A 26,067-nucleotide genomic window follows, 5' to 3' on the forward strand; every position below is an offset into this window, starting at 1 on the left:
CGCTCGGACGGTTCCGGGCGCTTACGTCTTCAGAGGTTTCCATGGCAGACCAAGGTTCGCCGCGCCGTTTCGCGCGCATCGATCGACTCCCCCCTTACGTGTTCAACATCACCGCCGAGCTGAAAATGGCTGCGCGTCGTCGTGGTGAGGACATCATCGACCTGAGCATGGGCAACCCCGATGGGGCAACGCCGCCGCACATTGTCGAGAAACTGGTCACCGTCGCCCAACGTGAAGACACTCACGGCTACTCGACTTCGCGTGGCATCCCGCGTCTGCGTCGGGCGATTTCCAGCTGGTACAAAAAACGCTACGACGTGGACATCGATCCCGAAGACGAAGCTATCGTCACCATCGGCTCCAAAGAGGGCCTGGCGCATTTGATGCTCGCCACGCTGGATCAGGGCGACACCGTTCTGGTGCCGAACCCCAGTTACCCGATTCACATCTATGGTGCCGTTATCGCCGGCGCTCAGGTGCGCTCCGTGCCACTGGTGCCAGGCGTGGACTTTTTCGCTGAACTGGAAAAAGCCATTCGCGGCTCGATCCCCAAGCCGAAGATGATGATCCTGGGTTTCCCGTCCAACCCGACCGCCCAATGTGTCGAGCTGGACTTCTTCGAGCGCGTCGTTGCCCTCGCCAAACAGTACGACGTGCTGGTGGTTCACGACCTGGCCTACGCCGACATCGTCTACGACGGCTGGAAAGCTCCGTCGATCATGCAGGTGCCGGGCGCCAAGGACATCGCCGTCGAATTCTTCACCCTGTCCAAGAGTTACAACATGGCGGGCTGGCGCATCGGCTTCATGGTCGGCAACCCCGAGCTGGTCAACGCCCTGGCGCGGATCAAGAGCTACCACGACTACGGCACGTTCACGCCGCTGCAAGTGGCCGCCATCGCCGCGCTGGAAGGTGATCAGCAATGCGTGCTCGACATCGCCGAGCAGTACCGCCAGCGCCGTAACGTGCTGGTTAAAGGCCTGCACGAACTGGGCTGGATGGTCGAAAACCCGAAAGCGTCGATGTACGTCTGGGCCAAGATACCCGAGGCTTACGCACACCTGGGATCGCTGGAATTCGCCAAGAAGCTGCTTGCCGAAGCCAAAGTCTGCGTTTCGCCTGGTGTCGGTTTTGGTGAATATGGCGATGACCACGTTCGCTTTGCGCTGATCGAGAATCAGGACCGCATCCGTCAGGCCGTGCGGGGTATTCGCAGCATGTTCCGGGCTGACGGATTGGTTACGCAAAAAGCCTGACGGTCGTCACTCATTTGCCGAGGTCATGACCTGACCTCGGCACATCCGGCAGCGGCACATGCTTGAGGATCGGCAATGACGCTAATTCGGGACGAGTGGTGATGCCATAAACGACCGACAGCTCGTTGGAACCGCTCTCCACATAGTAATCGCCGGGCGCGGCACATCGGATTGCTTCGGCTTCCGTGACGGTTGTTGAGTAGCTGCGCCCTTCAACGGTGCGAATGTTGACCGAGACTTGGCGGTCTTCAGACACTCTGAAAGTCCTGTCCATCACAATGTCTTCTTCAGAGGGGCTTGCGTGAAAAGTCGAGCCTTTGGGAAGGTACAGCGCAAGATCCGATTCGACAGACTGCGGTGCCGCGATGGGTGGTATTTCCCATAGATAGATGTCGGCGACCAGCTCAGCGTTCGGATAGGAAATGATCTTGAGAATGACCGAATAGTAACCGCCGTCCTGGTGAACGATGTCTTGGGGGGTGGCATAAAGCCTGGCGTCACTCACTGAAACAGTGGACGAAAGAACTACATCCGAATCTTCGACGTAGACGGCAAGCAGCGCCTCAGACTCGCTCAGTTCCCGAATAATCCTCAGTTTGACCGAGCCTTCTATATCCACCGTATGAAACACGCCTTGAGTCAGAAAGAGCAGCAGCTCCGTAGCGGGTCCCTGCCGACAGACGTTTTTCCCCCTTAGCTTTTTCCATAACTGCGGAGTTAGCGTATGCGACCTTGCGATTGTGCCCATGATCATTCCCTTGAGTGAGTGGCTGTCAGCCGTTCCGTTGGCTCAAAAGTAAGCCCGTCATTGCTATTTGAATACTGTCAGTTTTGACAGTCCCCGTGCCCATTGGGCTGAGGTGTTGCGGCGTGCCGAGGATTCGCGGCGGGCTCAGGACCGACAGTCTGCGGCGCGCAGAGCCGCGCAAATCCCGCTCCCCGTTAACCCATGTCGTAAACGCGCCTTTGTGTGGCGCGCGCAGGCATCTGGGCTGTCGGCGTCAGCCATACCATCGTGGCCAAAGGGCAGTTCAAGGCCCTGTCGATCATTCAGGCGCCGCGCCGCCGCTGGGAGAACCGCGATGTTCAGCAAGCAAGACCAGATCCAGGGTTATGACGATGCACTGTTGGCGGCAATCAGTGCCGAGGAGCAGCGTCAGGAAGACCACATCGAGCTGATCGCCTCGGAGAACTACACCAGCAAGCGCGTGATGCAGGCCCAGGGCAGCGGCTTGACCAACAAATACGCCGAGGGTTATCCCGGCAAGCGTTACTACGGCGGTTGCGAGCACGTCGACAAGGTCGAGCAACTGGCGATCGATCGCGCCAAGCTGCTATTTGGTGCCGACTACGCCAACGTCCAGCCGCACTCCGGTTCGTCGGCCAACAGCGCGGTTTACCTGGCGCTGTTGCAAGCGGGCGACACATTGCTGGGGATGAGCCTGGCCCATGGCGGTCACCTGACCCACGGCGCCAAAGTGTCGTCCTCGGGCAAGCTGTACAACGCCGTTCAATACGGTATCGACGTTGCCACCGGCCTGATTGATTACGACGAAGTCGAGCGACTGGCGGTCGAGCACAAACCGAAGATGATCGTTGCCGGTTTCTCGGCCTACTCCAAAACCCTGGATTTCCCGCGCTTTCGTGAGATCGCCGACAAAGTAGGCGCGCTGCTGTTCGTCGACATGGCTCACGTGGCCGGTCTGGTTGCTGCCGGTTTGTACCCGAACCCGCTGCCGTACGCCGATGTGGTGACCACCACCACGCACAAAACCCTGCGCGGCCCCCGTGGCGGGTTGATCCTGGCCAAGGCGAACGAAGAGATCGAGAAGAAGCTCAATTCCGCCGTGTTCCCGGGTGCCCAGGGCGGCCCGCTGATGCACGTGATTGCCGGCAAGGCCGTGTGCTTCAAGGAAGCCATGGAGCCCGGTTTCAAAGCCTATCAACAGCAAGTGATTGATAACGCCCAGGCCATGGCGCAGGTGTTCATTGATCGCGGTTACGACGTCGTGTCGGGCGGGACCGACAATCACCTGTTCCTCGTCAGCCTGATTCGTCAGGGCCTGACCGGGAAAGACGCCGACGCGGCGCTGGGCCGAGCGCACATCACCGTCAACAAGAACGCCGTGCCGAACGATCCGCAATCGCCGTTCGTCACGTCGGGCCTGCGCATCGGCACCCCTGCGGTGACCACGCGCGGTTTCAAAGTTACCCAGTGCATCACGCTGGCCGGCTGGATCTGCGACATCCTCGACAACCTCGGCGACGCCGATGTCGAGGCCAATGTTGCCGAGCAGGTCGCCGCGCTGTGCGCCGATTTCCCGGTTTACCGCTGAGTCAGGAGTCGCACCATGCAGCATTACTCGGGCTTCGGCCTCTTCAAACACTCCCTCAGCCACCACGAAAACTGGCAGCGCATGTGGCGCACGCCGACCCCGAAAAAGGTCTACGACGTGGTCATCGTCGGCGGCGGCGGACACGGTCTGGCGACAGCCTATTACCTGGCGAAAGAGCACGGCATCACCAACGTGGCCGTGGTCGAAAAAGGCTGGCTGGGCGGCGGTAATACCGCACGCAACACTACCATCGTGCGTTCCAACTACCTGTGGGACGAATCCGCGCACTTGTACGAACACGCGATGAAACTGTGGGAAGGCCTGTCCCAGGACATCAACTACAACGTCATGTTTTCCCAGCGCGGCGTATACAACCTGTGCCACACCCTGCAGGACATGCGTGATTCCGAGCGCCGCGTCAGCGCCAACCGCCTCAACGGTGTCGACGGCGAGCTGCTCAACGGCAAGCAAGTGGCTGAAGAAATTCCGTACCTCGACTGCTCGAAAAACACCCGTTACCCGATCATCGGCGCAACGGTGCAACGTCGCGGCGGTGTCGCGCGTCATGACGCCGTGGCCTGGGGCTACGCCCGTGCCGCTGATGCGTTGGGCGTGGACTTGATTCAGCAGACCGAAGTGACCGGCTTCCGCAAGGAAAACGGCGTGTGCATCGGCGTCGAAACCAACAAGGGCTTCATTGGCGCCAAACGCGTCGGTGTGGTGACGGCAGGCAACTCCGGCCACATGGCCAAGCTCGCTGGCTTCCGTCTGCCGGTGGAATCCCATCCGTTGCAGGCGCTGGTGTCGGAGCCGATCAAGCCCATCATCGACAGCGTGATCATGTCCAACGCCGTACACGGTTACATCAGCCAGTCCGACAAGGGCGACCTGGTGATTGGTGCCGGCATCGACAGCTGGGTCGGTTACGGCCAGCGCGGCTCTTACCCGGTGATCGAACACACCATTCAGGCCATCGTCGAGATGTTCCCGGTGCTCTCGCGGGTGCGCATGAACCGCCAGTGGGGCGGCATCGTCGACACCACGCCGGACGCCTGCCCGATCATTTCCAAAACGCCTGTCCCGAACATGTTCTTCAACTGCGGTTGGGGCACCGGTGGCTTCAAGGCCACCCCGGGCTCGGGCAACGTGTTTGCCGCCAGCCTGGCCAAGGGCGAGATGCACCCGCTGGCCAAACCCTTCTCAATCGACCGGTTCCACAACGGCGCGTTGATCGACGAACACGGCGCTGCAGCCGTAGCCCACTAACAGAGGACTTTTCCCATGCTGCATATCTTCTGTCCTCACTGTGGCGAACTGCGCTCCGAAGAGGAATTCCACGTCTCCGGTCAGGCTCACATCCCGCGTCCGCTGGACCCGGCCGCCTGCACAGACGAGGAGTGGGGCGACTACATGTTCTTCCGCGACAACCCGCGCGGTCTGCACCACGAACTGTGGATTCACGCAGCGGGCTGCCGTCAGTACTTCAACACCACGCGTGACACCGTGACCTACGAAATTCTCGAAACCTATCCGATCGGCACGCAGCCGCAGTTCGTCAATCCGGCGCCCGCAATCAGAAAGGGGGATCAGGTATGAGCCAGTCCAATCGCCTGCCCAACGGCGGCCGCATCGATCGCAGCAAGGTCCTGAATTTCAACTTCAACGGCCAGACGTACCAAGGCTTCGAAGGCGACACCCTGGCCGCCGCCTTGCTTGCCAACGGCGTCGACATCATTGGTCGCAGCTTCAAGTATTCCCGTCCTCGCGGCATCTTTGCGGCCGGTTCCGAAGAGCCGAATGCCGTGCTGCAGATCGGCGCCACCGAAGCCACGCAGATCCCCAACGTGCGCGCCACGCAACAGGCGCTTTACTCGGGCCTCGTCGCGACCAGCACCAACGGTTGGCCGAGCGTGAACACCGACATGATGGGCATCCTCGGCAAGGTCGGCGGCAAGCTGATGCCGCCGGGCTTCTACTACAAAACCTTCATGTACCCGCAGTCGTTCTGGATGACCTACGAGAAGTACATCCGCAAAGCAGCGGGCCTCGGGCGTTCGCCGACCGAGCTGGATCCGGACACCTACGACAACATGAACCAGCACTGCGATGTGCTGGTGGTCGGCGCCGGCCCTGCAGGTCTGGCCGCCGCACTGGCCGCTGCGCGCAGCGGTGCTCGGGTCATCCTGGCGGACGAGCAGGAAGAATTCGGCGGCAGCCTGCTAGACAGCCGCGAAAGTCTGGACGGTAAACCGGCAGCGGAATGGGTAGCGACGGTGGTGGCCGAACTCAAAGGCCTGCCCAACGTGACCATGCTGCCGCGCGCCACGGTGAACGGCTATCACGACCACAATTTCCTGACCATTCACGAGCGGCTGACCGATCACTTGGGCGATCGCGCGCCGATTGGCCAGGTGCGTCAGCGCATGCACCGGGTTCGCGCCAAGCGCGTGGTGCTGGCGACCGGCACCCACGAGCGTCCGCTGGTTTACGGCAACAACGATGTGCCGGGCAACATGCTGGCCGGCGCGGTCTCTACGTACGTGCGTCGTTATGGCGTGGCGCCGGGCAAGAAACTGATCCTGTCGACCAACAATGATTACGCCTATCGCGTGGCGCTGGACTGGCTTGACGCCGGCCTGCACGTGGTCGCCGTTGCCGACGCGCGTCACAACCCGCGCGGTGCGTTAGTGGAAGAAGCCCGCGCCAAAGGCATTCGTATTCTGACCGGCAGCGCCGTGGTGGAAGCCCGTGGCAGCAAGCGCGTCAGTGCCGCCCGCGTGGCCGCCATCGACGTCAAAGGCCACAAGGTCGCCAGCCCGGGCGAGTGGCTCGACTGCGACTTGGTCGCCAGCTCCGGTGGCTACAGTCCGATCGTTCACTTGGCTTCGCACCTCGGCGGCAAGCCGGTCTGGCGCGAGGACATCCTCGGTTTTGTGCCGGGCGAAGCGCCGCAGAAACGCGTCTGTGTCGGTGGTGTGAATGGCGTTTACGCCCTCGGCGACTCGCTGGCCGACGGTTTTGAAGGCGGTGTTCGTGCCGCCAGTGAAGCCGGTTTCAAACCGGTCGAAGGCGTACTGCCCAAAGCCCTGAGCCGTGTGGAAGAACCGACCTTAGCGCTGTTCCAGGTACCGCACGAAAAAGGCACTGCGCGGGCGCCGAAGCAATTCGTCGACCTGCAGAACGACGTCACCGCGGCGGCCATCGAACTGGCGACCCGCGAGGGTTTCGAGTCCGTCGAGCACGTCAAACGCTACACCGCGCTGGGTTTCGGTACCGACCAGGGCAAGCTCGGCAACGTCAACGGCCTGGCCATTGCGGCTCGCTCGCTGAACGTGTCGATCCCGGAAATGGGCACCACCATGTTCCGCCCGAACTACACGCCGGTGACCTTCGGCGCCATTGCCGGGCGTCACTGCGGTCACGTCTTCGAGCCTGTGCGCTTCACCGCGCTGCACGCCTGGCACGTGAAGAACGGCGCTGAATTCGAAGATGTAGGGCAGTGGAAACGTCCGTGGTACTTCCCGAAAGCCGGTGAAGACATCCACGCCGCCGTGCGCCGCGAATGCAAGGCCGTGCGCGACAGCGTCGGCCTGCTGGACGCATCGACGCTGGGCAAGATCGACATCCAAGGCCCGGATGCCCGGGAGTTTCTGAACCGCATCTACACCAACGCCTGGACCAAGCTCGATGTGGGCAAGGCGCGTTACGGCCTGATGTGTAAGGAAGACGGCATGGTCTTCGACGACGGCGTCACCGCCTGCATCGCCGACAACCACTTCATCATGACCACCACAACCGGCGGCGCCGCACGCGTGCTGCAGTGGCTGGAAATTTATCAACAGACCGAATGGCCGGACCTGAAGGTGTACTTCACCTCCGTCACCGACCACTACGCGACCCTGACGCTGTCGGGCCCGAACAGCCGCAAGCTGCTCAGCGAAGTGACCGACATCGACCTGGGCCGTGAAGCGTTTCCGTTCATGACCTGGAAAGAAGGGCTGGTGGGCGGAGTACCGGCGCGGGTGTTCCGGATTTCGTTTACCGGAGAGCTCTCCTACGAGGTGAACATCCAGGCCGACTACGCCATGGGCGTTCTGGAAAAAATCGCCGAAGCGGGCAAGCAGTACAACCTGACCCCGTACGGCACTGAAACCATGCACGTCCTGCGGGCCGAGAAGGGCTTCATCATCGTCGGCCAGGACACCGACGGTTCGATGACCCCGGACGATTTGAACATGGGCTGGTGTGTCGGCCGTACCAAGCCGTTCTCGTGGATCGGCCAGCGTGGCATGAACCGTGAGGACTGCGTGCGGGAAGATCGCAAGCAACTCGTCGGCCTCAAGCCAATTGATCCGAACAAGTGGCTGCCGGAAGGCGCGCAACTGGTGTTCGATCCGAAGCAGTCGATCCCGATGAAGATGGTCGGCCACGTGACGTCGAGTTATGCGGCGAACTCGCTGGGCTATTCGTTCGCGATGGGTGTGGTGAAGGGCGGGCTGAAGCGCATGGGTGAGCGAGTGTTTGCGCCGCTGGCGGATGGGTCGGTGATCGAGGCGGAGATTGTGTCCTCGGTGTTCTTCGATCCGAAGGGTGATCAGCAGAACGTGGAGTGAGTCTTGGCTTGCTTACACCCCTGTGGGAGTGAGCTTGCTCGCGATGGCGTGAGATCAGGCATACATCTGGTGACTGATACACCGCGATCGCGAGCAAGCTCACTCCTACGGGATCGTGTTCACTGAAACAACAGAATTCAACACAGGTGCTCTATGACCACAGCCAACGTTTACCAACAGCGGCCAGCGACCGAGGCCAAAGCCGAGTCGCCACTGTTTCATGCTGACCTTCAGAGCCTGATTGGCAAGGGCCGCAGCAATCCGGGCGTCGTGCTGCGGGAGAAAAAACTGCTTGGCCACCTGACCATCCGTGGCGATGGCCACGACCCGGCGTTCGCGGCCGGCGTGCACAAGGCGCTGGGCATGGAACTGCCGGGCGCGCTGGCGCTGGTCTCCAGCGGCGATAGCTCGATCCAGTGGCTGGGCCCGGATGAGTGGCTGTTGATCGTCCCGACCGGTGAAGAATTCGCCGCCGAGCAGAAGCTGCGCGAAGCGCTCGCTGGTCTGCACATCGCTATCGTCAACGTCAGCGGCGGGCAATCGCTGCTGGAGCTGACCGGTCCGAAGGTCCGCGAAGTGCTGATGAAATCCACCAGTTACGACGTGCACCCGAACAATTTTCCGGTGGGGAAGGCCATCGGCACGGTGTTCGCCAAATCGCAGCTGGTGATCCGCCGTACCGGTGAAGAGACCTGGGAGCTGGTGATCCGCCGCAGCTTTGCCGATTACTGGTGGCTGTGGTTGCAGGATGCGAGCGCGGAGTATGGTTTGGGCGTCGCTGCCTGATTCCGGATTGACGACACGACCTGTGCTGATCGTTCCCACGCTCAGCGTAGGAACGCCGCCTGTGATGCTCGGCGTCACTCGACAATGGACGCGGAGCGTCCTGAACCGCATTCCCACGCAGGGCGTGGGAACGATCAAGGAATACCTATGAGCCGCGCCCCCGATACCTGGATTCTGACCGCCGACTGCCCCAGCGTGCTGGGCACGGTGGACGCGGTGACGCGTTACCTCTTTGAGCAGGGCTGCTACGTCACCGAGCACCATTCGTTCGATGACCGGCTGTCCAGCCGCTTCTTTATTCGCGTCGAGTTCCGCCAGCCGGAGGGATTTGACGAGTCGTCTTTCCGTGCCGGCCTGGCCGAGCGCGGCGAATCCTTCGGCATGATCTTCGAGCTCACGGCCCCGAATTACCGCCCGAAAGTGGTGATCATGGTCTCCAAAGCCGACCACTGCCTGAACGATCTGCTCTACCGCCAGCGCATCAATCAGCTGTCCATGGACGTGGTTGCTGTCGTCTCCAATCACCCGGACCTCGAACCACTGGCGCGCTGGCACGACATTCCCTACTACCATTTCCCCCTCGACCCCAACGACAAACCGGCCCAGGAAGCGCGGGTGATGAAGGTGATCGAAGACACCGGCGCCGAACTGGTGGTGCTTGCCCGCTACATGCAGGTCCTGTCGCCGGAGCTGTGCCGCAAGCTGGATGGCAAGGCGATCAATATTCATCACTCGCTGCTGCCAGGCTTCAAGGGCGCCAAGCCCTATCACCAGGCGTACAACAAGGGTGTGAAACTGGTCGGCGCGACGGCCCATTACATCAACAACGACCTCGACGAAGGGCCGATCATCGCCCAGGGCGTCGAAGTGGTCGACCACAGTCACTATCCCGAAGACCTGATCGCCAAGGGCCGCGACATCGAAGGCCTGACCCTGGCACGCGCGGTGGGTTACCACATTGAGCGCCGGGTGTTTCTCAACGCCAACAGGACGGTGGTGCTGTAGGTGGTAGCTTCAAGCTTCAAGCCGCAAGAAAAGGCGGTGTTCACACTTCTTGCGGCTTGTAGCTTGCCGCTCGAAACCCGATCCACTCTCTATCCAACAATAAATAAAGAGGTGATGGCATGTCTGGTAATCGTGGTGTGGTGTATCTCGGCGCAGGCAAGGTCGAAGTACAGAAAATCGACTATCCCAAGATGCAGGACCCGCGCGGCAAGAAGATCGAGCACGGGGTGATCTTGCGCGTGGTTTCCACCAACATTTGTGGTTCCGATCAACACATGGTGCGTGGCCGAACGACGGCCCAGGTTGGCCTCGTACTGGGTCACGAAATCACCGGTGAAGTGATCGAGAAGGGCAGCGACGTCGAGAATCTCAAGATCGGCGATCTGGTGTCCGTGCCGTTCAACGTCGCCTGCGGCCGTTGCCGCTCCTGCAAAGAACAACACACCGGCGTCTGCCTGACCGTTAACCCGGCCCGTGCCGGCGGTGCCTACGGTTACGTCGACATGGGCGACTGGACCGGCGGGCAGGCCGAATACGTGCTCGTGCCCTACGCCGACTTTAACCTGCTCAAGCTTCCCGATCGCGACAAGGCGATGTCGAAGATCCGCGACCTGACCTGCCTTTCCGACATCCTGCCGACCGGCTACCACGGCGCAGTGACTGCCGGCGTTGGCCCGGGCAGCTCGGTGTACATCGCCGGCGCCGGTCCCGTGGGGCTTGCCGCTGCTGCCTCGGCCCGCTTGCTGGGCGCTGCAGTTGTGATCGTCGGTGACGTCAACCCGGTGCGTCTGGCGCACGCCAAGGCGCAGGGTTTTGAGATCGCCGACCTGTCCAAAGACACCCCGCTGCACGAGCAAATCGCCGATCTGCTGGGTGAGCCCGAAGTGGACTGCGCCGTCGACGCTGTGGGCTTTGAAGCGCGCGGTCATGGCCATACGGGCGCCAAGGCCGAGGCACCGGCCACCGTACTCAACTCGCTGATGGGCGTGGTTCGCGTTGCTGGCAAGATCGGCATTCCCGGCCTTTACGTAACGGAAGACCCGGGCGCCGTGGACGCTGCCGCCAAGGTGGGCGCGCTGAGCATTCGTTTCGGCCTGGGCTGGGCGAAATCCCACAGCTTCCACACCGGCCAGACACCGGTCATGAAGTACAACCGTCAACTGATGCAGGCCATCATGTGGGACCGCATCAACATCGCCGATGTAGTGGGCGTGGAAGTCATCAGCCTCGACGATGCCCCGCGCGGTTATGGCGAGTTCGATGCCGGTGTGCCGAAGAAATTCGTCATCGATCCGCACAAACTGTTCAGCGCCGCGTGATCCTCTGACGCTCACAAAAGGCGACCTTCGGGTCGCTTTTTTTATGTCCGACGTAGGGCTCTAACCCGACATTTGTAGGGCGTTTCTGAAAATGGTTGAGGAGCGCTTGAATTGCGTTCCTGCTTGTTTCAGCTGCCTTTTCTCCGTGCTATTTGTCCGGCCGGTTTTTTCAGGTGGCGGGTCATGCATGGTTGTCAGGTGGGATAGAACATCGATTCATTTCCTCGTCGCAATGCCGCTGCTCTGGCTGCCGGCGACGTTGGCAAGCGCTCACCTGGAGCCCTTTTCGTCGGGCTGGGCTTCCTCGGAAATGTTCTTTGAAAATCCGAATGCCTGCATCTGGGCCGGGGTCGACCCGCCGGTCTGCGAGGCAGGATACCGCGCTGCTTACCGACAGCATGTGCGAGTGGCGCCGACCTACCGTGAGCTGGCGGACTGCGAGGCGGACTTCACCCCGGGTGAGTGTTTCGCGGCCGACGTTTCCCGGCTCTGGTCGCCCTGGCTGTCCGGTTTCGCGATCATCACCCAGGTTCAGCTGACATCCACCGGGGGTAGCCCCGACTCCCAGGTGCGCCTCTTCAGTGAACCGCTCTATCGCGGCGCCGATCATCAGGGCGGCACGCGCTTGATCAGCCTGCGCGAGAAGCTTAACAACGGCGAGCATTTCGATAAGGCATTCATTCGCCACCGGCTCCTGCAGGCGGGTTCGACGGCTGCAGATCAACGGTTGGCGCGGACCTTCGAGCCGCAGCGGTTGTTTTATGTCAGCAAACCCTGAGGCCCTGCGTGGAACTTCCCTTCGAGGGGCGGTCCAACGCGTGTTTACCCGGCCATGGCCGGTCTCCCGGAAAACGAGGTTGTTGCGATGAAAGTTTCACTGAAAAACGTACGCGGTGCTGCGCTGGCGAGCCTGATGGCGCTGGCAGCCACGCCGGTCTTCGCTTTCAATCTGAATGACGCGGCCAATGCTGTTGCCAATGCCACCGGCGGCCAGCAAAAGGCAACCGCCGCGCCTGAAGCAGCCGGGCTGTTGAACACGCTGGGCACCCAGTTGAACGTCACACCGGAGCAAGCGGTTGGCGGCACTGGAGCTTTGTTGGGGCTGGCCAAAAACAAGCTCGCCGGCAACGACTATTCGCAACTGAGCAAATCAGTGCCAGGCCTCGACCAGCTGGCCGGCACATCAGCCCTTGGTAGCCTAAGTGGTCTGGGCGGACTGTTGGGTAATTCCGGGAGCAGCAACTCTGCCCTGGATAGCGCACTGGGCAACGTGCAGAGCATGGGCGACGTGAACAAGGCGTTCAGCGCGCTGGGCATGAACAGCAGCATGGTCAGCCAGTTCGTGCCGGTGATTCTGCAATACCTCGGTCAGCAAGGCGCCGGTGGTTCGGCGTTGCAGGCGTTGAGTGGCGTCTGGGGCGCCAAGTAATTGAGTTGCCGCGCCCCTGCAAAAGGGGCGCTTGTTGCCAAGAAGTGGTGCTAGGAAATCAGGCCGCGTAACTCGGCAATTCGCGCATCCTTCTCTTCCCAAAGCCTGTTGACCCAGTCCTGCACGTACACGCGGAACACCGGGTCATTCTCGTAATCGCCCTGCCACAGCGCAGGGTCGAGTTCGCGGGTCTTGATGTCGACGATCACCCGCGGCACGCGTCCTGATAGCAAGTCCCAGAACCCCGGGATGCGCTCGCTGGGATACACGACCGTCACATCGAGCACCGCGTCCAGTTGCTCACCCATCGCCGCCAGCACAAATGCGACGCCGCCCGCCTTGGGCTTGAGCAAGTAACGATAGGGCGAAGCCTGCTCGGCTTTCTTGGCCGGGGTAAAGCGCGTCCCCTCCAGGTAATTCACCACCGTCACCGGCTGACGTTTGAACAGTTCGCACGCCTCGCGGGTGATTTCCAGATCCTTACCCTTGAGCTCGGGATGCCTGGCCAGAAACGCTTTCGTGTAGCGCTTCATGAACGGGTAATCGAGCGCCCACCACGCCAGCCCCAGGAACGGCACCCAGATCAGCTCTTTCTTGAGGAAGAATTTGAAGAACGGCGTACGTCGATTCAGCGCCTGCACCAGCGCCGGGATGTCGACCCAGGACTGGTGGTTGCCGATGACCAGGTAGGACGTGTCGCCACGCAGGCCTTCGTCGCCGCGGATTTCCCACTGGGTCGGCAGGCAAATTTTGAAAATCAGCTTGTTGATCTCACACCAGGTCTCGGCGATCCACATCACCGCCGCCGAGCAGTTGTCACGCATCTCACTCTGGAACACCAACTTGAGCAGAGCAAAGACCATCAGCGGGCCGATCAGCACCAGCGTATTGAGCAGAAGCAGCAACGTGACGGCAATTCCGGTGAGCAGGTGACGCATAAGGCACTCGCGGTCGACAGGGTGGCGCGCAATGATAAGCAGGCCGGGCGCCTGGCGCAAAATCCCCGGCGATACCGACGAATGTTTCACGCCGTTTTCGGTACGCTTCCCATTGCCTGCACCGCGACTGCCCGGTGCTGCAGTTCCGGGCGCGAACCATCGGCAAAGTTATGGTCTAAACCGGGCACGCCCGACCGCTCATCCATCACGAGGAAAATGTGACGTGAAATCCCTTCTGGCGCTTATGTCTTTGCTGGCGTTGCCTGTCATGGCTGCCGAACCGACGTTGTACGGCCGTTACGAATACATTCAGGTCTCGGAGATCGGCGAGACGTTCAAAGCCAAAATGGACACCGGCGCGTTGACCGCATCGCTGTCGGCCAAGGACATCGAACTGTTCAAGCGCGATGGCGATGACTGGGTGCGCTTCCGTCTGGCGACCAAAGACGCCGACAGCAAAGTGTACGAGCACAAGGTTTCGCGCATCAGCCGAATCAAGGGCCGTTCCGAAGGCGACGATGAAGAAGAACCGGCTGACCCGACCAAGCGCCCGGTCGTGGACCTCGAACTGTGCCTGGGCAACGTCAAGCGCACCGTTGAGGTCAACCTCGTCGACCGCAGCCACTTCAACTATCCCTTACTGATTGGCGCCAAGGCCCTGCGCGAATTCGGCGCGGCGGTTAACCCGGCCCGTCGGTATACGGCCGACAAGCCTGAGTGCTGATTGACGGGCGGGACTGATATCCGGCACCGTTCCGGCTTTACGCCACGTGCTCGGATGCCATGCCCCACATTCTCATTGTCGAAGATGAAGCCGCCATCGCCGATACCCTCATCTATGCCCTGCAGGGCGAGGGTTTCACCACTGCGTGGCTAACGCTGGGACAGGCGGCCGTCGACCTGCAACGCGAGACGCCCGCCGACCTCATCATCCTCGACATCGGCCTGCCCGATATCAGCGGCTTCGAAGCCTGCAAACAACTGCGTCGGTTTACCGAGGTGCCTGTGATGTTTCTGAGCGCCCGTGATGGTGAAATTGATCGCGTGGTGGGGCTGGAAATCGGCGCGGATGACTACGTCGTCAAGCCGTTCAGCCCGCGTGAAGTCACTGCACGGGTCAAGGCCATCCTCAAACGAATCGCGCCTCGAGTCGACGCAAATCCCCCTAGCGGTCACTTTTCGGTGGATGCCCAGCGCGTGCTGATCAGCTATCGCGGCCAGCCCATGAGCCTGACACGTCACGAATTTCGCCTGTTGCGCTGTCTGCTGAAGCAACCAGGACGGGTGTTTAGCCGAGAGCAGTTACTCGATGCGGTCGGCGTTGCCAGCGATGCCGGCTACGAGCGCAGCATCGACAGCCATATCAAAAGCGTCCGCGCCAAGTTGCGGGCGATCGTCGCCGAGGCCGAGCCGATTCAGACCCATCGCGGGCTCGGCTACAGCTACAGCCCGGATCACAGCTGATGCGGCTGGGCCTGCGGATTTTTCTGGTCTATGCGCTGTTCATTGGCCTGACGGGGTATTTCGTCCTCAACACGGTGATGAAAGAGGTGCGCCCCGGCGTTCGGCAATCCACGGAAGAGACGTTGGTGGACACCGCGAATCTTCTTGCCGAGGTGCTGCAGGCCGACGTTAAAGCGGGCACCTTGAGCCAGAGCCGCTTCCCGCAAGTGCTCACGGCCTATGGGTTGCGACAGCCGGACGCGAAGATCTGGGGCATGCCAAAGAATCAGGTCAATAACCGCGTGTATGTGACCGACGCCCACGGCATTGTTTTGCTCGACTCCAGCGGAGAAGCTGTGGGGCAGGATTATTCACGCTGGAATGATGTGTTTCTCACCTTGCGTGGCCAATATGGCGCGCGCTCGACCCGCAGCGATCCTCAGGACCCTAACTCATCGGTCATGCACGTTGGCGCGCCGATTCGCGACGGTGACCGCATCATCGGTGTCGTGACCGTGGCCAAACCCAATAGCTCGCTGCAGCCTTACGTGGACCGGACAGAGCGGCGTCTGCTGTATTACGGCGCGGGGCTGATCGTTCTGGGGTTGATGTTCGCTGCGTTGCTGTCGTGGTGGGTGAGCCGCGCGCTGCGTCGATTGACCGAATACGCCCAGGCCGTGAGCGAAGGGCGCCGCGTCGAGCTGCCCCGGTATCGAGGCGGCGAGCTGGCGCAGTTGTCTGCAGCCGTCGAGCACATGCGCACACAGCTGGAAGGCAAGGACTACGTCGAGCGCTATGTGCACACCCTGACCCATGAACTGAAAAGCCCCCTTGCTGCGATCCGCGGCGCTGCCGAGCTGTTGCAGGGCGACATGCCCGCCGATCAGCGGCAGCGCTTCGTCAGCAACATCGATAACGAAAGCGCACGCGTCCAGCAGTTGATCGAACGGCTGCTGAATCTGGCCATGGTCGAACAACGCCAGGGACTGGAAGAGCGCGTCCTGGTGCCACTTGCCGGGCTGGTCGAGGACACGCTGGCGGCGCAGGCCCCGCGCATCGAGCGCAAGGGTTTGATCGTCGAACGGCTGATTACGGCTGAGGTGTTTGTGACCGGTGAGCGCTTTCTGTTGCGCCAGGCGTTCTCCAATTTGCTCGACAACGCGCTGGACTTCACGCCAGACGGAGGCACGTTGCGCTTCAGCGCCGAGCGGGAGGGCGAGCGCGTGAACGTGCTGTTTTTCAACAGCGCCGACCCCATTCCCGAATACGCACTGCCTCGCCTGAGCGAGCGCTTCTATTCCTTGCCCAGGCCCGACAGTGGCCGCAAAAGCACTGGCCTTGGGCTCAACTTCGTTGAAGAAGTGATGCAGTTGCATGGAGGGGAAATGCAGATACGGAATGTTGCAGGCGGGGTGATGGTGGTGTTGCAGCTGCGAGTATCGCTGCGATAAAACAAGCCGGTCCGTCAACATTGTAGACCTGGAGATGGAAGGGTTTCATCGTCCGAAACACTCCACACAATCTCCACACTTCCCCCACGATTGCTCCACACAGACTTTTCAGAATCTCCCCATCAAAAACCGGGAGAGTTCGATGAACAAGGGCATGTCGATTTACAAGGTGGGAATGATCGGTCTGTTGATACTGGCGCTGATGATCCCGTTGATGATGATCAATGGCCTTATCCAGGATCGACAGAGCAGGCGCGACGAAGTGGTCGAAGACATCGCGCGCAGCTCCAGTTACAGCCAGCACATCAGCGGGCCGCTATTGATCGTGCCGTATCGCAAGTTGACCCGGATCTGGAAGCTCAACGCGGAGTCGCGCGAGCGCTATCAGGAAACGGTTGAGGAAAAGGGCCGCTTGTACTTCCTTCCCGAACGCTTTGAACTGGATGGCAAGGTCCAGACCGAAGTGCGTTCGCGCGGCATTTACGAGGCTCGCCTTTATCACGCCGATAACACGCTGAGCGGGCAGTTCGTGCTGCCCGAGCACTTTGGCCTGGGCAATGATTTCGAGAACTACCGGTTCGATGCCCCTTTTCTTGCTGTCGGCATTACAGATATTCGTGGCATCGAAAGTGCGCTGAAGCTTGATCTCAATGGCGAACAACTGGACTTCGTTCCAGGTACCGACGTGGCGCTGTTGGGGGAGGGCGTGAGCGTCGTGCTGCCGCTGGAAACCGGCGTCGAGCAGAAGCGCCTGAATTTCGCGTTCGATCTTCGTATGCAGGGCACTGGACAGTTGCAGATCACGCCCGTGGGCAAATCGAGTGTTGTACGGGTGGCGGCTGACTGGCCGCATCCGAGCTTCATTGGCAACTACCTGCCCGCCAGTCGCGACGTTTCCGGGCAGGGCTTCACCGCCAATTGGCAGACTTCTTTCTTCGCAACCAATCTGCAGGAAATTCTCAACCGCTGTTCATCCAGCGAAGTGTGTACCGAGTTCGCCGGTCGCAGTTTCGGCGTGAGCTTCATATCGCCGGTCGACCAGTACCTCAAGAGTGATCGCTCGATCAAATATGCGCTGCTCTTCATCACGCTCACCTTCGCGGGCTTCCTGCTGTTCGAAGTGCTCAAAGGGCTGGCGGTCCACCCGGTGCAATACGCTCTGGTCGGTGCGTCGCTGGCGTTGTTCTATCTGCTGCTGTTGTCGCTGTCCGAACATGTGGGCTTCACGCTCGCGTACCTGGTGTCGGCCAGTGCCTGTGTGGGGCTGATCGGGTTCTACGTCTGCCATGTGCTGGGCAGCGTTCGTCACGGACTGTCATTCGGCGTGGCGCTGGGAATCCTGTATGCATTGCTTTACGGCCTGCTCGGTGCCGAAGACTACGCCTTGCTGATGGGCGCGTTGTTACTGTTCGGAGTGCTCGGCGTGTTCATGGTGCTGACGCGCAAACTGGACTGGTATGCGCTGGCGCAACGTTCCGCAAAACCTGCCGCGCTGGTGGTCGAGGCGAGTCATGAGTAGTCGGGTGGGACTGCGCGAAGACCAGCAGATCGGGCACGGGCTTGCAGTGGAGATAGCGAACTGGCTGCGGACCGACGAAGGCCGATTCCTTCGCGGTCCGACGGCGCAGCCCTCACCGAGGCGGACCGATTCGCGTCGCGCGAATGAATCCGACCTCGTTGATACCTGTGATTTGAAAGCAATCAGGCGGGCGGCTGGGTTTCCAGCATCGATGGCCGCTGACTGACTTCGTAATACCAGTTCGCCAATCGCGGGTAGCTGCTGCGCCAGCCCAGATTTGGCTGGCGGAAATCCAGATAGCCCAGCGCACAGGCCACGCTGATCGACGCCACGTCGAAATGCGTACTCAGTTCAGTGACGGCTTCGGCTTCGAAGTAGGCCAGCGTGCGAGCGATTTTCTCTTGCTGGGCGTCGAGCCATTCCGCCCAGTGTTTCTCCTCGGGCCGCAGGAAGGTCTCGTACCGGATGAGCAGCGCAGCGTCCATGAGGGCATCGGCCAGTGACGCGAGCGTCAATCGCCGCCAGCGCGCCGAGCCTTCTTTGGGAATGAGAGGGTTGCCGACGTGCTGTTGATCCAGGTATTCGAGAATGACCCGGCTGTCATGGATCACGTTGTCGTCAGCCAGGCACAGCGCCGGAATCTTCCCGCACGGATTGTCGCGGCAGACTTCGGCGTCGGGGCTGACGGGGGTGAGCGCAACCGCTTTGAGACTGACCCGGCTTGCCTGTCCGGTTTCATGAAGCAGGATCAGCACCTTGCGCGCGAAGGGTGAAGCGGCGTTGTAATGCAGCGTCATGCTGGGCGCAGACATGGATATTCCTCTGATCGACCTGGCCCTCCAGACTAGTGAGGGCAAGGACGCTGTGCAATATCCGGATGATATGCCGGGCCGATTTGCGACGGCCCGGACCTGAATGTCAGACCGTCGGGACCCCGTCTGCCGAGTCTGCCGATGCCGTTCCGGATTGCGCCGAAGGTGTGCCGGTCAACAGCGGCTTGGCGACAAACCAGATGATCGTGGCGGCGACGAGATCGAAAGCGGCCAGGGCCACAAACAGCGGGCTGTAGCCAACCTTGGTGACCATGATCCCGAGCACCAGCGTGAACAGCGCCGCGCCCAGAAACCCGAACATGCCACCCAGGCCGGTTGCCGTACCCACTTCGTTCTTGCCGAAAGAGTCCGACGTGATGGCGTACAACGCGCCTGACAGCGTCTGGTGCGCAAAACCGCCAGCGCACAGCAGCGCGATGGCGACGTAAGGGCTGTCCACCAGACCGATGCAGCCAGGGCCGATCATGCACAGCGAACCGAACACCATCACCATCTTGCGCGACGTCAGCAGCGAGACGTTGAAGTGCTTGTAAAAGAACGGGCTCAGGTAACCGCCCAACACGCAGCCAATGTCGGCGGCTAGAAACGGCAGCCAGGCAAACATCGCGATTTCCTTGATGTTCATGTGGCGTTCGGTCATCAGGTACAGCGGAATCCACGCGTTGAACGTCTGCCAGGCCGGCTCCGACAGCATGCGTGCCGAAGCGATTGCGTAGAAATTGCGGGTGCCGACGATCTTCTTCCAGCTGGCGTGCTTGGTCGGCGCGTCCTTCAGGTGGGATTCCTGACCGGCAAGAATGTAATCGCGTTCCTCATCGCCCAGCAGACGCTGATTGCGCGGGTGCTTGTAGAAGAACAGCCAGCCTGCGCTCCACAGCAGACCCAGCCCGCCGACGATGACGAACGCGATCTGCCAGCCGCTGTGCAGGATCGCCCAGACCACGAGGGGAGGGGCCAGCAACGCGCCGATCGACGAACCGATGTTGAACCAGCCGATGGCGACCGAGCGCTCTTTGGCCGGAAACCATTCAGTGGTCGCTTTGATCGCCGCAGGAAAACCCGCCGCTTCAGTGATGCCCAGCAAGCTGCGCAGGAACGCCAGACTCTGCCAGCCGGTGGCCATGGCCGCCGATGCGCACGCCACCGACCAGGCGATGGCGAACACTGCAAAGCCGATCTTGGTCCCGATGGCGTCAATCACGTAGCCGGCAACCGGCTGCATGAAGGCATAGCCCATCTGCCACGCGATGACGACGTGCGAGTACTGTTCGGTGGAAATGTTCAGCTCGCTCATCATGGTGGGAGCGGCGACGGAGAGGGTGTTGCGCGCGAGATAGTTGACGATCAGCCCGCCGGTTATCAGCGCGACCATCCACCAACGGATGCCTTTGATTTTCATCGAGTCCACTCTGGGTATTGTTTTTATTTAGCGGCGATCGTTATACGTCGTCGTATGACTGGATTTAGTCAAACGCACGTTTTGTTGTCAATTGAAATACCCGTAAATCGCCATTGTATTTCTTTATGTAACTGGATTGTCACCGGCGGGGCTGGGTTTTGGGGTGATCGATTGCCTATGGAGGCGTGAGATTCGGAGGCAGAACGCGGGCCAGCCGGATGTGTAAATGGCGGGAGGTCATGTGATGACTAGGATGGCGGAACGTGCTTGCCCCGCGCGAGGAGGAGCGTGGGACGAGCCAGTTGGTGGGTGAGGCAATGCGATTCGCTACTTTGGCTCGTCGTCACGCCACCAGTTGTCGCCCAGTAATCCCAACCCTACATAGAGCAGGCCTTCGAGCAATATTTCATAATCAAGAAACTGCTCATCTTCAATTGCTTCCGCTCTCACGACCCAAGGGACAACGTAAGAGAACCAAAAGACGATGATGGCGAGGCCAAGCACCCACTGATAGCGCCATCGTCTTGTGACTCGACAGGCGCTCCAGATGGCAGCCGCGACGATGACTAACGAGATATAAAACGCCATCTAGCCATCACCGTTGTTTTTAAGCAGCAATGCTGACGAGGATCTCTGAGGGCCAATACCTCCCGCAACTTGTGCGTCGATACTGACTATTACATCACCGACGTGGTAGGTCGGAATTCCTTGTTTGGCCTTCCCTCCTGAGAACATACCCGCCATCCCTCCTACTATCGGACCGAACACCTCTGTAACAGCTTTGCCGCTCAGCGAGGATATGGCGCCACCCACTCTCACTCGTTGATCATTTAATAGATCGGCAGTATTCCGGCTCAGGCGATTAGACACCGCAAGCACCATCCGGCAAGGCCGCCCCTGTGCAAGCATTCGCTCGTAGGTTTCTTCAATCAACCGGATGACCTCAAAATGACCCTTGGTTATTTCCGGTAGGTTGATCGTTCTCAACGATGCGGCATCGTCCGGCTGCACGGTGAAGTGAATAAGCGTAAACACGACACCGTAATGGCCGACATGTTGGGTACGTTCGAAGTCCATGACATGTCCCTCGCTCAGCAATATTGCTTATTGCCGATCCTGTCCCATCCGCCGGTTACGCTGCCGGCCGCGCGCCCGTCGTTTCTGTTTTGCAGGGTGTAGGTCGAGCGGATACGGCCGTAATTGAGCTGGATGAGTTCGGTGGGAATGCCGTCGTTGGCGAGTTGGTTGTATTCGGCAATGATCACTTCTTCAAGGATGATTTCGTAGAACTTCATTTTGTCGCCCCCTGCACGGTGTACGGAAAGCTTCACTTCCTTGAAGTGCTCTCCGGCGCAGTTGGCTGCCATCAGTTTGCAGCTCGACTTGTCGAGCATCTTGGTCAGCGTCAGGTTGCTGAGCGTGGTACGCCCGGAAGTCGCGCCGCCTGCCGTGCTGGCTGTAACGGACGCGCTCTGGTAGGTGCCGAACGAATATCCGGTGATTTCAATCCAGTCTTTGCACTGCTCATCCAGTGCTTCGCCAGCAATGCCTTCAATCTTCAAAAATGCGTCGAGCGCCATGGTGGGTCTTCCCGATGGATAGTGTGGATGCCCTGCCAGGGCGGAATATCGATTATCGGGAGGGTGACTCGCAGGGGAGGCCAGCGTGGGAGTCGGAGCGTGTAGGACGCTTAGTGTTGTTGCGAGGGAAGTTTCTTACGGACTTGTTCGACTTATAACCAAGGGAGGCCAGGCAGGATGCAATGTTTTACTGCGGATGCGCGCGCCCCTGCCATCGTCAAAGCAAACCGGTTCATTGGGTACGGTTCGATGTCAATCATGCAGAAGCGGGGTTCGGCGGATCAAACCCGCTTGCGCGCCATCAATCCTTTGCAGCTGTACCAGGTCGGAATGGCCATGCCCACCCAGGCGAGTACATCCCACGCGCCGTCGCCGAGCAGCGCGGCGAACAGGCCGACTGCGGTCAGCAGGGCGATCCAGCCGGGCGTGCCGAAGGTCTTCCAGAACGCCGAATGCTTCTTGTGCCGGGTCATGCGACTTCTGCCTCGACTGCGACGTTCTTGGCCGCAGCGACTGTGGCGCGACGTCGAACCCACCACAGGTACAAGCCACTGCCGAGGACGATGATCGTCAGCACATCCAGCGCGGCCCAGAGGATTTTCATCGGCATGCCGCCGTAGTCGCCGAAGTGCAGCGGTTGCGACAGCAGCAGGGCGTCCATGTACCACGGGCGTCCCAGTGTTGCGGTGACGTGCAGGTCCTGAGCGTCGATCAGGACAGGGGTCAGCAGGTGGGACGTCAGGTGCGTGTCGCCTTTCATGAAGACCGCGTAGTGATGCTCGCTGGAAAAGCGCGAGCCGGGAAAGGCAATGAAGCTCGGCTCGGCGCCGGGGACAGTGGCTTTGGAAATGTCGATCAATCGGGTCGCCGGTGCGCGTTCGGCCAGGGGCGGGGCGTCCTTGTACGGCGCGATCATGGTCATCAACGCGTCGGTGCGCCATTGCGCGATCACCAGATCGGCGCAGGCGTTGAGCACGCCAGTCAGGCCGACGACCACGGCCCAGGTCAGCGTGACGACGCCGATCAGGTTGTGCAGGTCCAGCCAACGCACCCGCTTGGATTTATTCGGGCGCACTGTGGCGAAATCCAGCCGGCGCATGAAGGGCGCATACAACACGACGCCGGACACGATCGCCATGACAAACAGCAGTCCCATGAATGCCAGCAACAGCTTGCCCGGCAGCCCCGCGTACATGTCCACGTGCAGGCGCAGCATGATCATCATGAAACCGCCATTGGCGCTCGGCGTTTCCATCGCCTCGCCGGTGCGCGCGTCGAGCATGAAACTGTGGGATTCGTTCGGGTCGCCGCCCGCAGTCTTGCCCATGATGGCGTACACGCCGTTGGGGTCATCGTCGTCCCAGCCGAAATACTGCATCACGTCGCCGGGGCGATGGGCCTCGGCTGAGCGGACCAGTTGTTCAAGGTCCAGATGCGGCGTGCCGGCGGGCATTTCCTTGAATTCCGGCGCGTCGCCCGTCAGGTGAGCGATCTCGTGACTGAAGATCAGCGGCAAGCCAGTGATCGCCAGCATCAGCAGGAATGCCGTACAGATCAGGCTGGTCCACGTATGGATGAAAGACCAGCGGCGGATGGTTTGGCTTTTCATGTGGAAATCCGGAGTCAGCGAAAGCAACAAAGGCCGCTGTGTGGGAGCGGCCCTTGTTTCAGGTAATGAGAGTTTAAACGATTACCATTTGTAGTCTACGCTCGCGAGCACCGTACGACGGTCACCGTAGTAGCAATAGAAGCCGTCGCAGGTGGAAATGTATTCCTTGTCGAAGACGTTGTTGGCGTTGACCGACACGCTCACACCCTTGAGCGAGTTGGTCATGCGGCCAAGGTCGTAATGCACGGCGGCGTCGTAGACGGTGTAAGCGTTGCTGTGGCCGTAGTTGGAATCGGCGACGAAACCGTAACTGCCGATTGCAATATTGTCGGTCTCGCCAATGTAGCGCGCGCCGAAGCCCAGGCCGAAACCGTCGAGCACGCCGTTGTGCCAGGTGTAATCACCCCAGATCGCCGCCTGGTTTTCCGGCGTCAGTGGCAGCGGACGATTCTTGTCCAGCGGGTCGGTGACCTTGGTCATCTTGCTGTTGGCGTATGTGTAGGACGCCGTCACTTTCAGGTTGTCGGTGACATCGCCTACCGCTTCAAGCTCGAAGCCGCGCACTTTTGCCTCGCCCAGAGGACGCTGCACGCCGAGTGTGTCACTGAGCACGATGTCGCGGCGGGTCAGGTCGTAAGCGGCTGCGGTGAAGATGATGTTGCTGCCCGGCGGCTGGTATTTGAGGCCCACTTCATACTGCTTGCCCGTCCCCGGCTGGAACGCCACGCCATTGGCGCCGCCTTGTTCGGCCTGGAAAGACTCGGCGTAGGAAATGTACGGCGTGAAGCCGGAATCGAAGACGTAGCTGAGCGCGGCGTTGCCGGTGAACGCGCTGTCGGTGCGGTCGTCGGACTGGTCACTGTTGTAGAACTTCGATTCGGTCTTGAGCAGGTCCTGGCGGCCGCCCAGGGTCAGACGCCAGTTATCCAGGGCCAGTTGGTCCTGAATGTAGACGCCGACGTCCTGGGTTTTCTGGTTGTAGTCCTGAAACGCGGTGTAATCGACGTTGCTGAAGTCCTGCCCGTAAATCGGCTTGGCGATGTTGCTGGTCGGCGCGTTGCCGTACTGCCACTTGTAGTTGTGGTTCACGCGCTGGTAGTCGAGCCCCAGCAACACGGTGTGTTTGAGTGCGCCCGTGTCGAAGTCGGCTTGCAGATTGTTGTCCAGCGCGAACTGGGAAATGTCCTCGTTCACGACGTTGGCGCCGCGAGCAACGGTGCCATCGTCGGACACCGAGCCGAAGTAACCGCCTGCCGTGATCCCCTGAAAGGACAGGTCACTCTTGGTGTAGCGGACGTTCTGCTTGAACTGCCACACGTCATTCAGACGGTGCTCGAACGCATAGCCCAGCGCGTAATAGGTTTTGTCGTAGAACTCCCAGTCCGGATCACCGAGGTTTTCGTGGTACTTCACGCGCCCCACGGCCGACGGGTATTTGGTGCCCTGAATCGGCAGGAACTGGCTGGTGATGCCGGTATCGTCGCGGTTGAACTGGCTGAGGAAAGTCAGCTTGGTGTCCGGGTCGATGTTCCAGGTCAGGCTCGGCGCGATGTTGTAACGCTTGTCGTCGATGTGGTCCACCGAGGTGCCGCTGTCACGCACGACGCCGCTGACGCGGTACTCGAAATTGTCGGCGTCGTCGATCTTGCCGGTGCTGTCGAAGCTGATCTGCTTGCGGTTGTAAGTACCGACCTGAACCTGCACTTCGTGGCTGGCTTCCGCTTCGGGGCGACGACTGACCATGTCGAGCATGCCGCCCGGCGGGGTCTGACCGTAAACCGAAGAGGCCGGGCCACGCAGGAGGGCGATGCGCTCCAGGTCCCACGTCTCCATCTTCGGCATGACGTAGGCGCCTTTTGGCAGCGGCAGGCCGTCGAGGAACTGGGTGGGTTCGAAGCCGCGGACTTTCAGCCACTCGGCCCGGCTGTCGCTGCCGTAACTGCTGGCGACCACGCCTGGCATGTAGCGAACGGCGTCGTCGATGTTCTGTACCGCGCGATCCTGCATCTGCTGCCGGGTCGCGACCGAGATCGAGCGCGGTGCTTCGACCAGTGCAGTATCGGTTTTGGTGCCCGCTGCGGTGCGACTCGCGGCGTATCCCTGCGCCGGCCCCCACGCGCTTTCGAAACTTTCCTGACTGCCTTGAATGCTGGTCGCCGGTAACGCCATCGCCCCTTCAGGCGCAGCCACCAGCGTGTAGGTCCCCGCCGTGGTCAGATTCAACTGCAAGCCGGTGCCACGCAGCGCCTGGCCCATCGCGCCTGATGCGTCGAATTGACCCTGAACCGGCGCCGACGTGCGGCCCGCGGCCAGTGCCGGATCCAGCGACAGGGCCAGGCCTGCCTGACTGGCGATCTGCGTCAGCGTCGTGGACAACGGCGCGGCCGGCAGATCGTAGGCGCGAACGCTGGAAGCCTGAGAAGCGGCCATCAGCGGCGCACTGAGCATCGGTGCGGCAATGGCGACGGCGATAGCCAGCAGGCTCGGTCGCAGGAGGGTTTGAAGCGTGCGGGACATGAACGGCACCTCGATGGAAATGGTTCTCAATGCC

Annotated in this window: 24 protein-coding genes; 14 read left to right on the forward strand and 10 right to left on the reverse strand. The window is 60.7% G+C overall.

The window, feature by feature from the left end; translation table 11 throughout:
• Positions 1 to 41 precede the first annotated feature (41 nt).
• Complete coding sequence (gene alaC, locus ABEH28_RS20835; protein ID WP_192173172.1) at positions 42 to 1,256, forward strand: alanine transaminase; 1,215 nt, start codon at positions 42 to 44, stop codon at positions 1,254 to 1,256.
• A 10-nt stretch (positions 1,257 to 1,266) separates the two neighbouring features.
• Here alaC and ABEH28_RS20840 read toward each other — a convergent pair whose 3' ends face one another.
• Positions 1,267 to 2,004, reverse strand: a complete 738-nt coding sequence (locus ABEH28_RS20840) for a hypothetical protein (RefSeq protein ID WP_346630963.1) — start codon at positions 2,002 to 2,004, stop codon at positions 1,267 to 1,269.
• 334 nt (positions 2,005 to 2,338) lie between these two features.
• On the opposite strand from ABEH28_RS20840, the gene glyA reads away from it, so the two are divergent.
• From glyA to ABEH28_RS20885, 9 genes are all read left to right on the forward strand, one after another.
• Positions 2,339 to 3,592: a serine hydroxymethyltransferase gene (gene glyA, locus ABEH28_RS20845; RefSeq protein WP_282371162.1), complete on the forward strand. Its 1,254-nt coding sequence runs from the start codon at positions 2,339 to 2,341 to the stop codon at positions 3,590 to 3,592.
• 15 nt (positions 3,593 to 3,607) lie between these two features.
• Positions 3,608 to 4,858 carry a sarcosine oxidase subunit beta family protein gene (locus tag ABEH28_RS20850; RefSeq protein WP_192173169.1) on the forward strand — a complete coding sequence of 417 codons (1,251 nt, stop codon included), beginning with the start codon at positions 3,608 to 3,610 and terminating at the stop codon, positions 4,856 to 4,858.
• Between the two features lie 15 nt (positions 4,859 to 4,873).
• Entirely contained in the window at positions 4,874 to 5,188 is a 315-nt protein-coding gene (locus ABEH28_RS20855; protein ID WP_074886785.1) for a sarcosine oxidase subunit delta, read from the forward strand.
• Positions 5,185 to 8,205 carry a sarcosine oxidase subunit alpha gene (locus ABEH28_RS20860; RefSeq protein ID WP_346630964.1) on the forward strand — a complete coding sequence of 1,007 codons (3,021 nt, stop codon included), beginning with the start codon at positions 5,185 to 5,187 and terminating at the stop codon, positions 8,203 to 8,205. The genes ABEH28_RS20855 and ABEH28_RS20860 overlap by 4 nt, the downstream gene beginning before the upstream one ends.
• A 153-nt stretch (positions 8,206 to 8,358) precedes the next feature.
• Positions 8,359 to 8,991, forward strand: a complete 633-nt coding sequence (gene soxG, locus ABEH28_RS20865; RefSeq protein ID WP_346630965.1) for a sarcosine oxidase subunit gamma family protein — start codon at positions 8,359 to 8,361, stop codon at positions 8,989 to 8,991.
• Between the two features lie 147 nt (positions 8,992 to 9,138).
• Complete coding sequence (purU, locus tag ABEH28_RS20870; RefSeq protein ID WP_122536486.1) at positions 9,139 to 9,996, forward strand: formyltetrahydrofolate deformylase; 858 nt, start codon at positions 9,139 to 9,141, stop codon at positions 9,994 to 9,996.
• 119 nt (positions 9,997 to 10,115) lie between these two features.
• Entirely contained in the window at positions 10,116 to 11,315 is a 1,200-nt protein-coding gene (gene fdhA, locus ABEH28_RS20875; RefSeq protein ID WP_192173166.1) for a formaldehyde dehydrogenase, glutathione-independent, read from the forward strand.
• Between the two features lie 91 nt (positions 11,316 to 11,406).
• On the forward strand, positions 11,407 to 12,093 hold the full coding sequence (locus tag ABEH28_RS20880) for a DUF1190 domain-containing protein (protein ID WP_346630966.1): 687 nt from the start codon (positions 11,407 to 11,409) through the stop codon (positions 12,091 to 12,093).
• Positions 12,094 to 12,180: 87 nt separating this feature from the next.
• Positions 12,181 to 12,744 carry a DUF2780 domain-containing protein gene (locus ABEH28_RS20885; protein WP_192173164.1) on the forward strand — a complete coding sequence of 188 codons (564 nt, stop codon included), beginning with the start codon at positions 12,181 to 12,183 and terminating at the stop codon, positions 12,742 to 12,744.
• A gap of 50 nt (positions 12,745 to 12,794) precedes the next feature.
• On the opposite strand, the gene ABEH28_RS20890 is transcribed toward ABEH28_RS20885, so the two are convergent.
• A complete protein-coding gene (locus ABEH28_RS20890) occupies positions 12,795 to 13,682 on the reverse strand; it encodes an acyltransferase (protein WP_346630967.1) in 888 nt (295 codons plus the stop codon).
• A 223-nt stretch (positions 13,683 to 13,905) separates the two neighbouring features.
• Here ABEH28_RS20890 and ABEH28_RS20895 point away from each other — a divergent pair, with 223 nt between their 5' ends.
• The 4 genes from ABEH28_RS20895 to creD all read left to right on the forward strand — a co-directional run bounded on the left by ABEH28_RS20895 (position 13,906) and on the right by creD (position 18,095).
• A complete protein-coding gene (locus tag ABEH28_RS20895) occupies positions 13,906 to 14,406 on the forward strand; it encodes an ATP-dependent zinc protease (RefSeq protein WP_133775519.1) in 501 nt (166 codons plus the stop codon).
• A gap of 59 nt (positions 14,407 to 14,465) precedes the next feature.
• Complete coding sequence (creB, locus tag ABEH28_RS20900) at positions 14,466 to 15,146, forward strand: two-component system response regulator CreB (protein ID WP_346630968.1); 681 nt, start codon at positions 14,466 to 14,468, stop codon at positions 15,144 to 15,146.
• Positions 15,146 to 16,576, forward strand: coding sequence for a two-component system sensor histidine kinase CreC (gene creC, locus ABEH28_RS20905; protein ID WP_346630969.1), 1,431 nt, complete (start codon positions 15,146 to 15,148; stop codon positions 16,574 to 16,576). The genes creB and creC overlap by 1 nt, the downstream gene beginning before the upstream one ends.
• A 142-nt stretch (positions 16,577 to 16,718) precedes the next feature.
• Positions 16,719 to 18,095, forward strand: coding sequence for a cell envelope integrity protein CreD (gene creD / locus ABEH28_RS20910; protein WP_346630970.1), 1,377 nt, complete (start codon positions 16,719 to 16,721; stop codon positions 18,093 to 18,095).
• Between the two features lie 182 nt (positions 18,096 to 18,277).
• Here creD and ABEH28_RS20915 read toward each other — a convergent pair whose 3' ends face one another.
• From ABEH28_RS20915 to ABEH28_RS20950, 8 genes are all read right to left on the reverse strand, one after another.
• Positions 18,278 to 18,907: a glutathione S-transferase family protein gene (locus tag ABEH28_RS20915; RefSeq protein WP_192173159.1), complete on the reverse strand. Its 630-nt coding sequence runs from the start codon at positions 18,905 to 18,907 to the stop codon at positions 18,278 to 18,280.
• Positions 18,908 to 19,013: 106 nt separating this feature from the next.
• Positions 19,014 to 20,327, reverse strand: coding sequence for an MFS transporter (locus ABEH28_RS20920; protein WP_282368314.1), 1,314 nt, complete (start codon positions 20,325 to 20,327; stop codon positions 19,014 to 19,016).
• 327 nt (positions 20,328 to 20,654) lie between these two features.
• Positions 20,655 to 20,915 (reverse strand): hypothetical protein, encoded by a 261-nt coding sequence (locus ABEH28_RS20925; protein WP_346627192.1) that lies wholly within the window; start codon positions 20,913 to 20,915, stop codon positions 20,655 to 20,657.
• Positions 20,916 to 21,404 (reverse strand): hypothetical protein, encoded by a 489-nt coding sequence (locus tag ABEH28_RS20930; RefSeq protein WP_192173156.1) that lies wholly within the window; start codon positions 21,402 to 21,404, stop codon positions 20,916 to 20,918. It abuts the gene before it with no gap.
• 14 nt (positions 21,405 to 21,418) lie between these two features.
• A complete protein-coding gene (tssD, locus tag ABEH28_RS20935; protein ID WP_192173155.1) occupies positions 21,419 to 21,907 on the reverse strand; it encodes a type VI secretion system tube protein Hcp in 489 nt (162 codons plus the stop codon).
• Between the two features lie 281 nt (positions 21,908 to 22,188).
• A complete protein-coding gene (locus ABEH28_RS20940; protein ID WP_074886829.1) occupies positions 22,189 to 22,380 on the reverse strand; it encodes a hypothetical protein in 192 nt (63 codons plus the stop codon).
• Positions 22,377 to 23,516 (reverse strand): PepSY-associated TM helix domain-containing protein, encoded by a 1,140-nt coding sequence (locus ABEH28_RS20945; protein WP_192173154.1) that lies wholly within the window; start codon positions 23,514 to 23,516, stop codon positions 22,377 to 22,379. Before ABEH28_RS20945 ends, ABEH28_RS20940 begins: the two co-directional genes overlap by 4 nt.
• A gap of 81 nt (positions 23,517 to 23,597) precedes the next feature.
• Positions 23,598 to 26,033 (reverse strand): TonB-dependent siderophore receptor, encoded by a 2,436-nt coding sequence (locus ABEH28_RS20950; RefSeq protein WP_346630971.1) that lies wholly within the window; start codon positions 26,031 to 26,033, stop codon positions 23,598 to 23,600.
• Positions 26,034 to 26,067 lie beyond the last annotated feature (34 nt).

Origin of the sequence: Pseudomonas sp. Ps21-P2 (assembly GCF_039672565.1) — a bacterium.
GTDB lineage: Bacteria > Pseudomonadota > Gammaproteobacteria > Pseudomonadales > Pseudomonadaceae > Aquipseudomonas.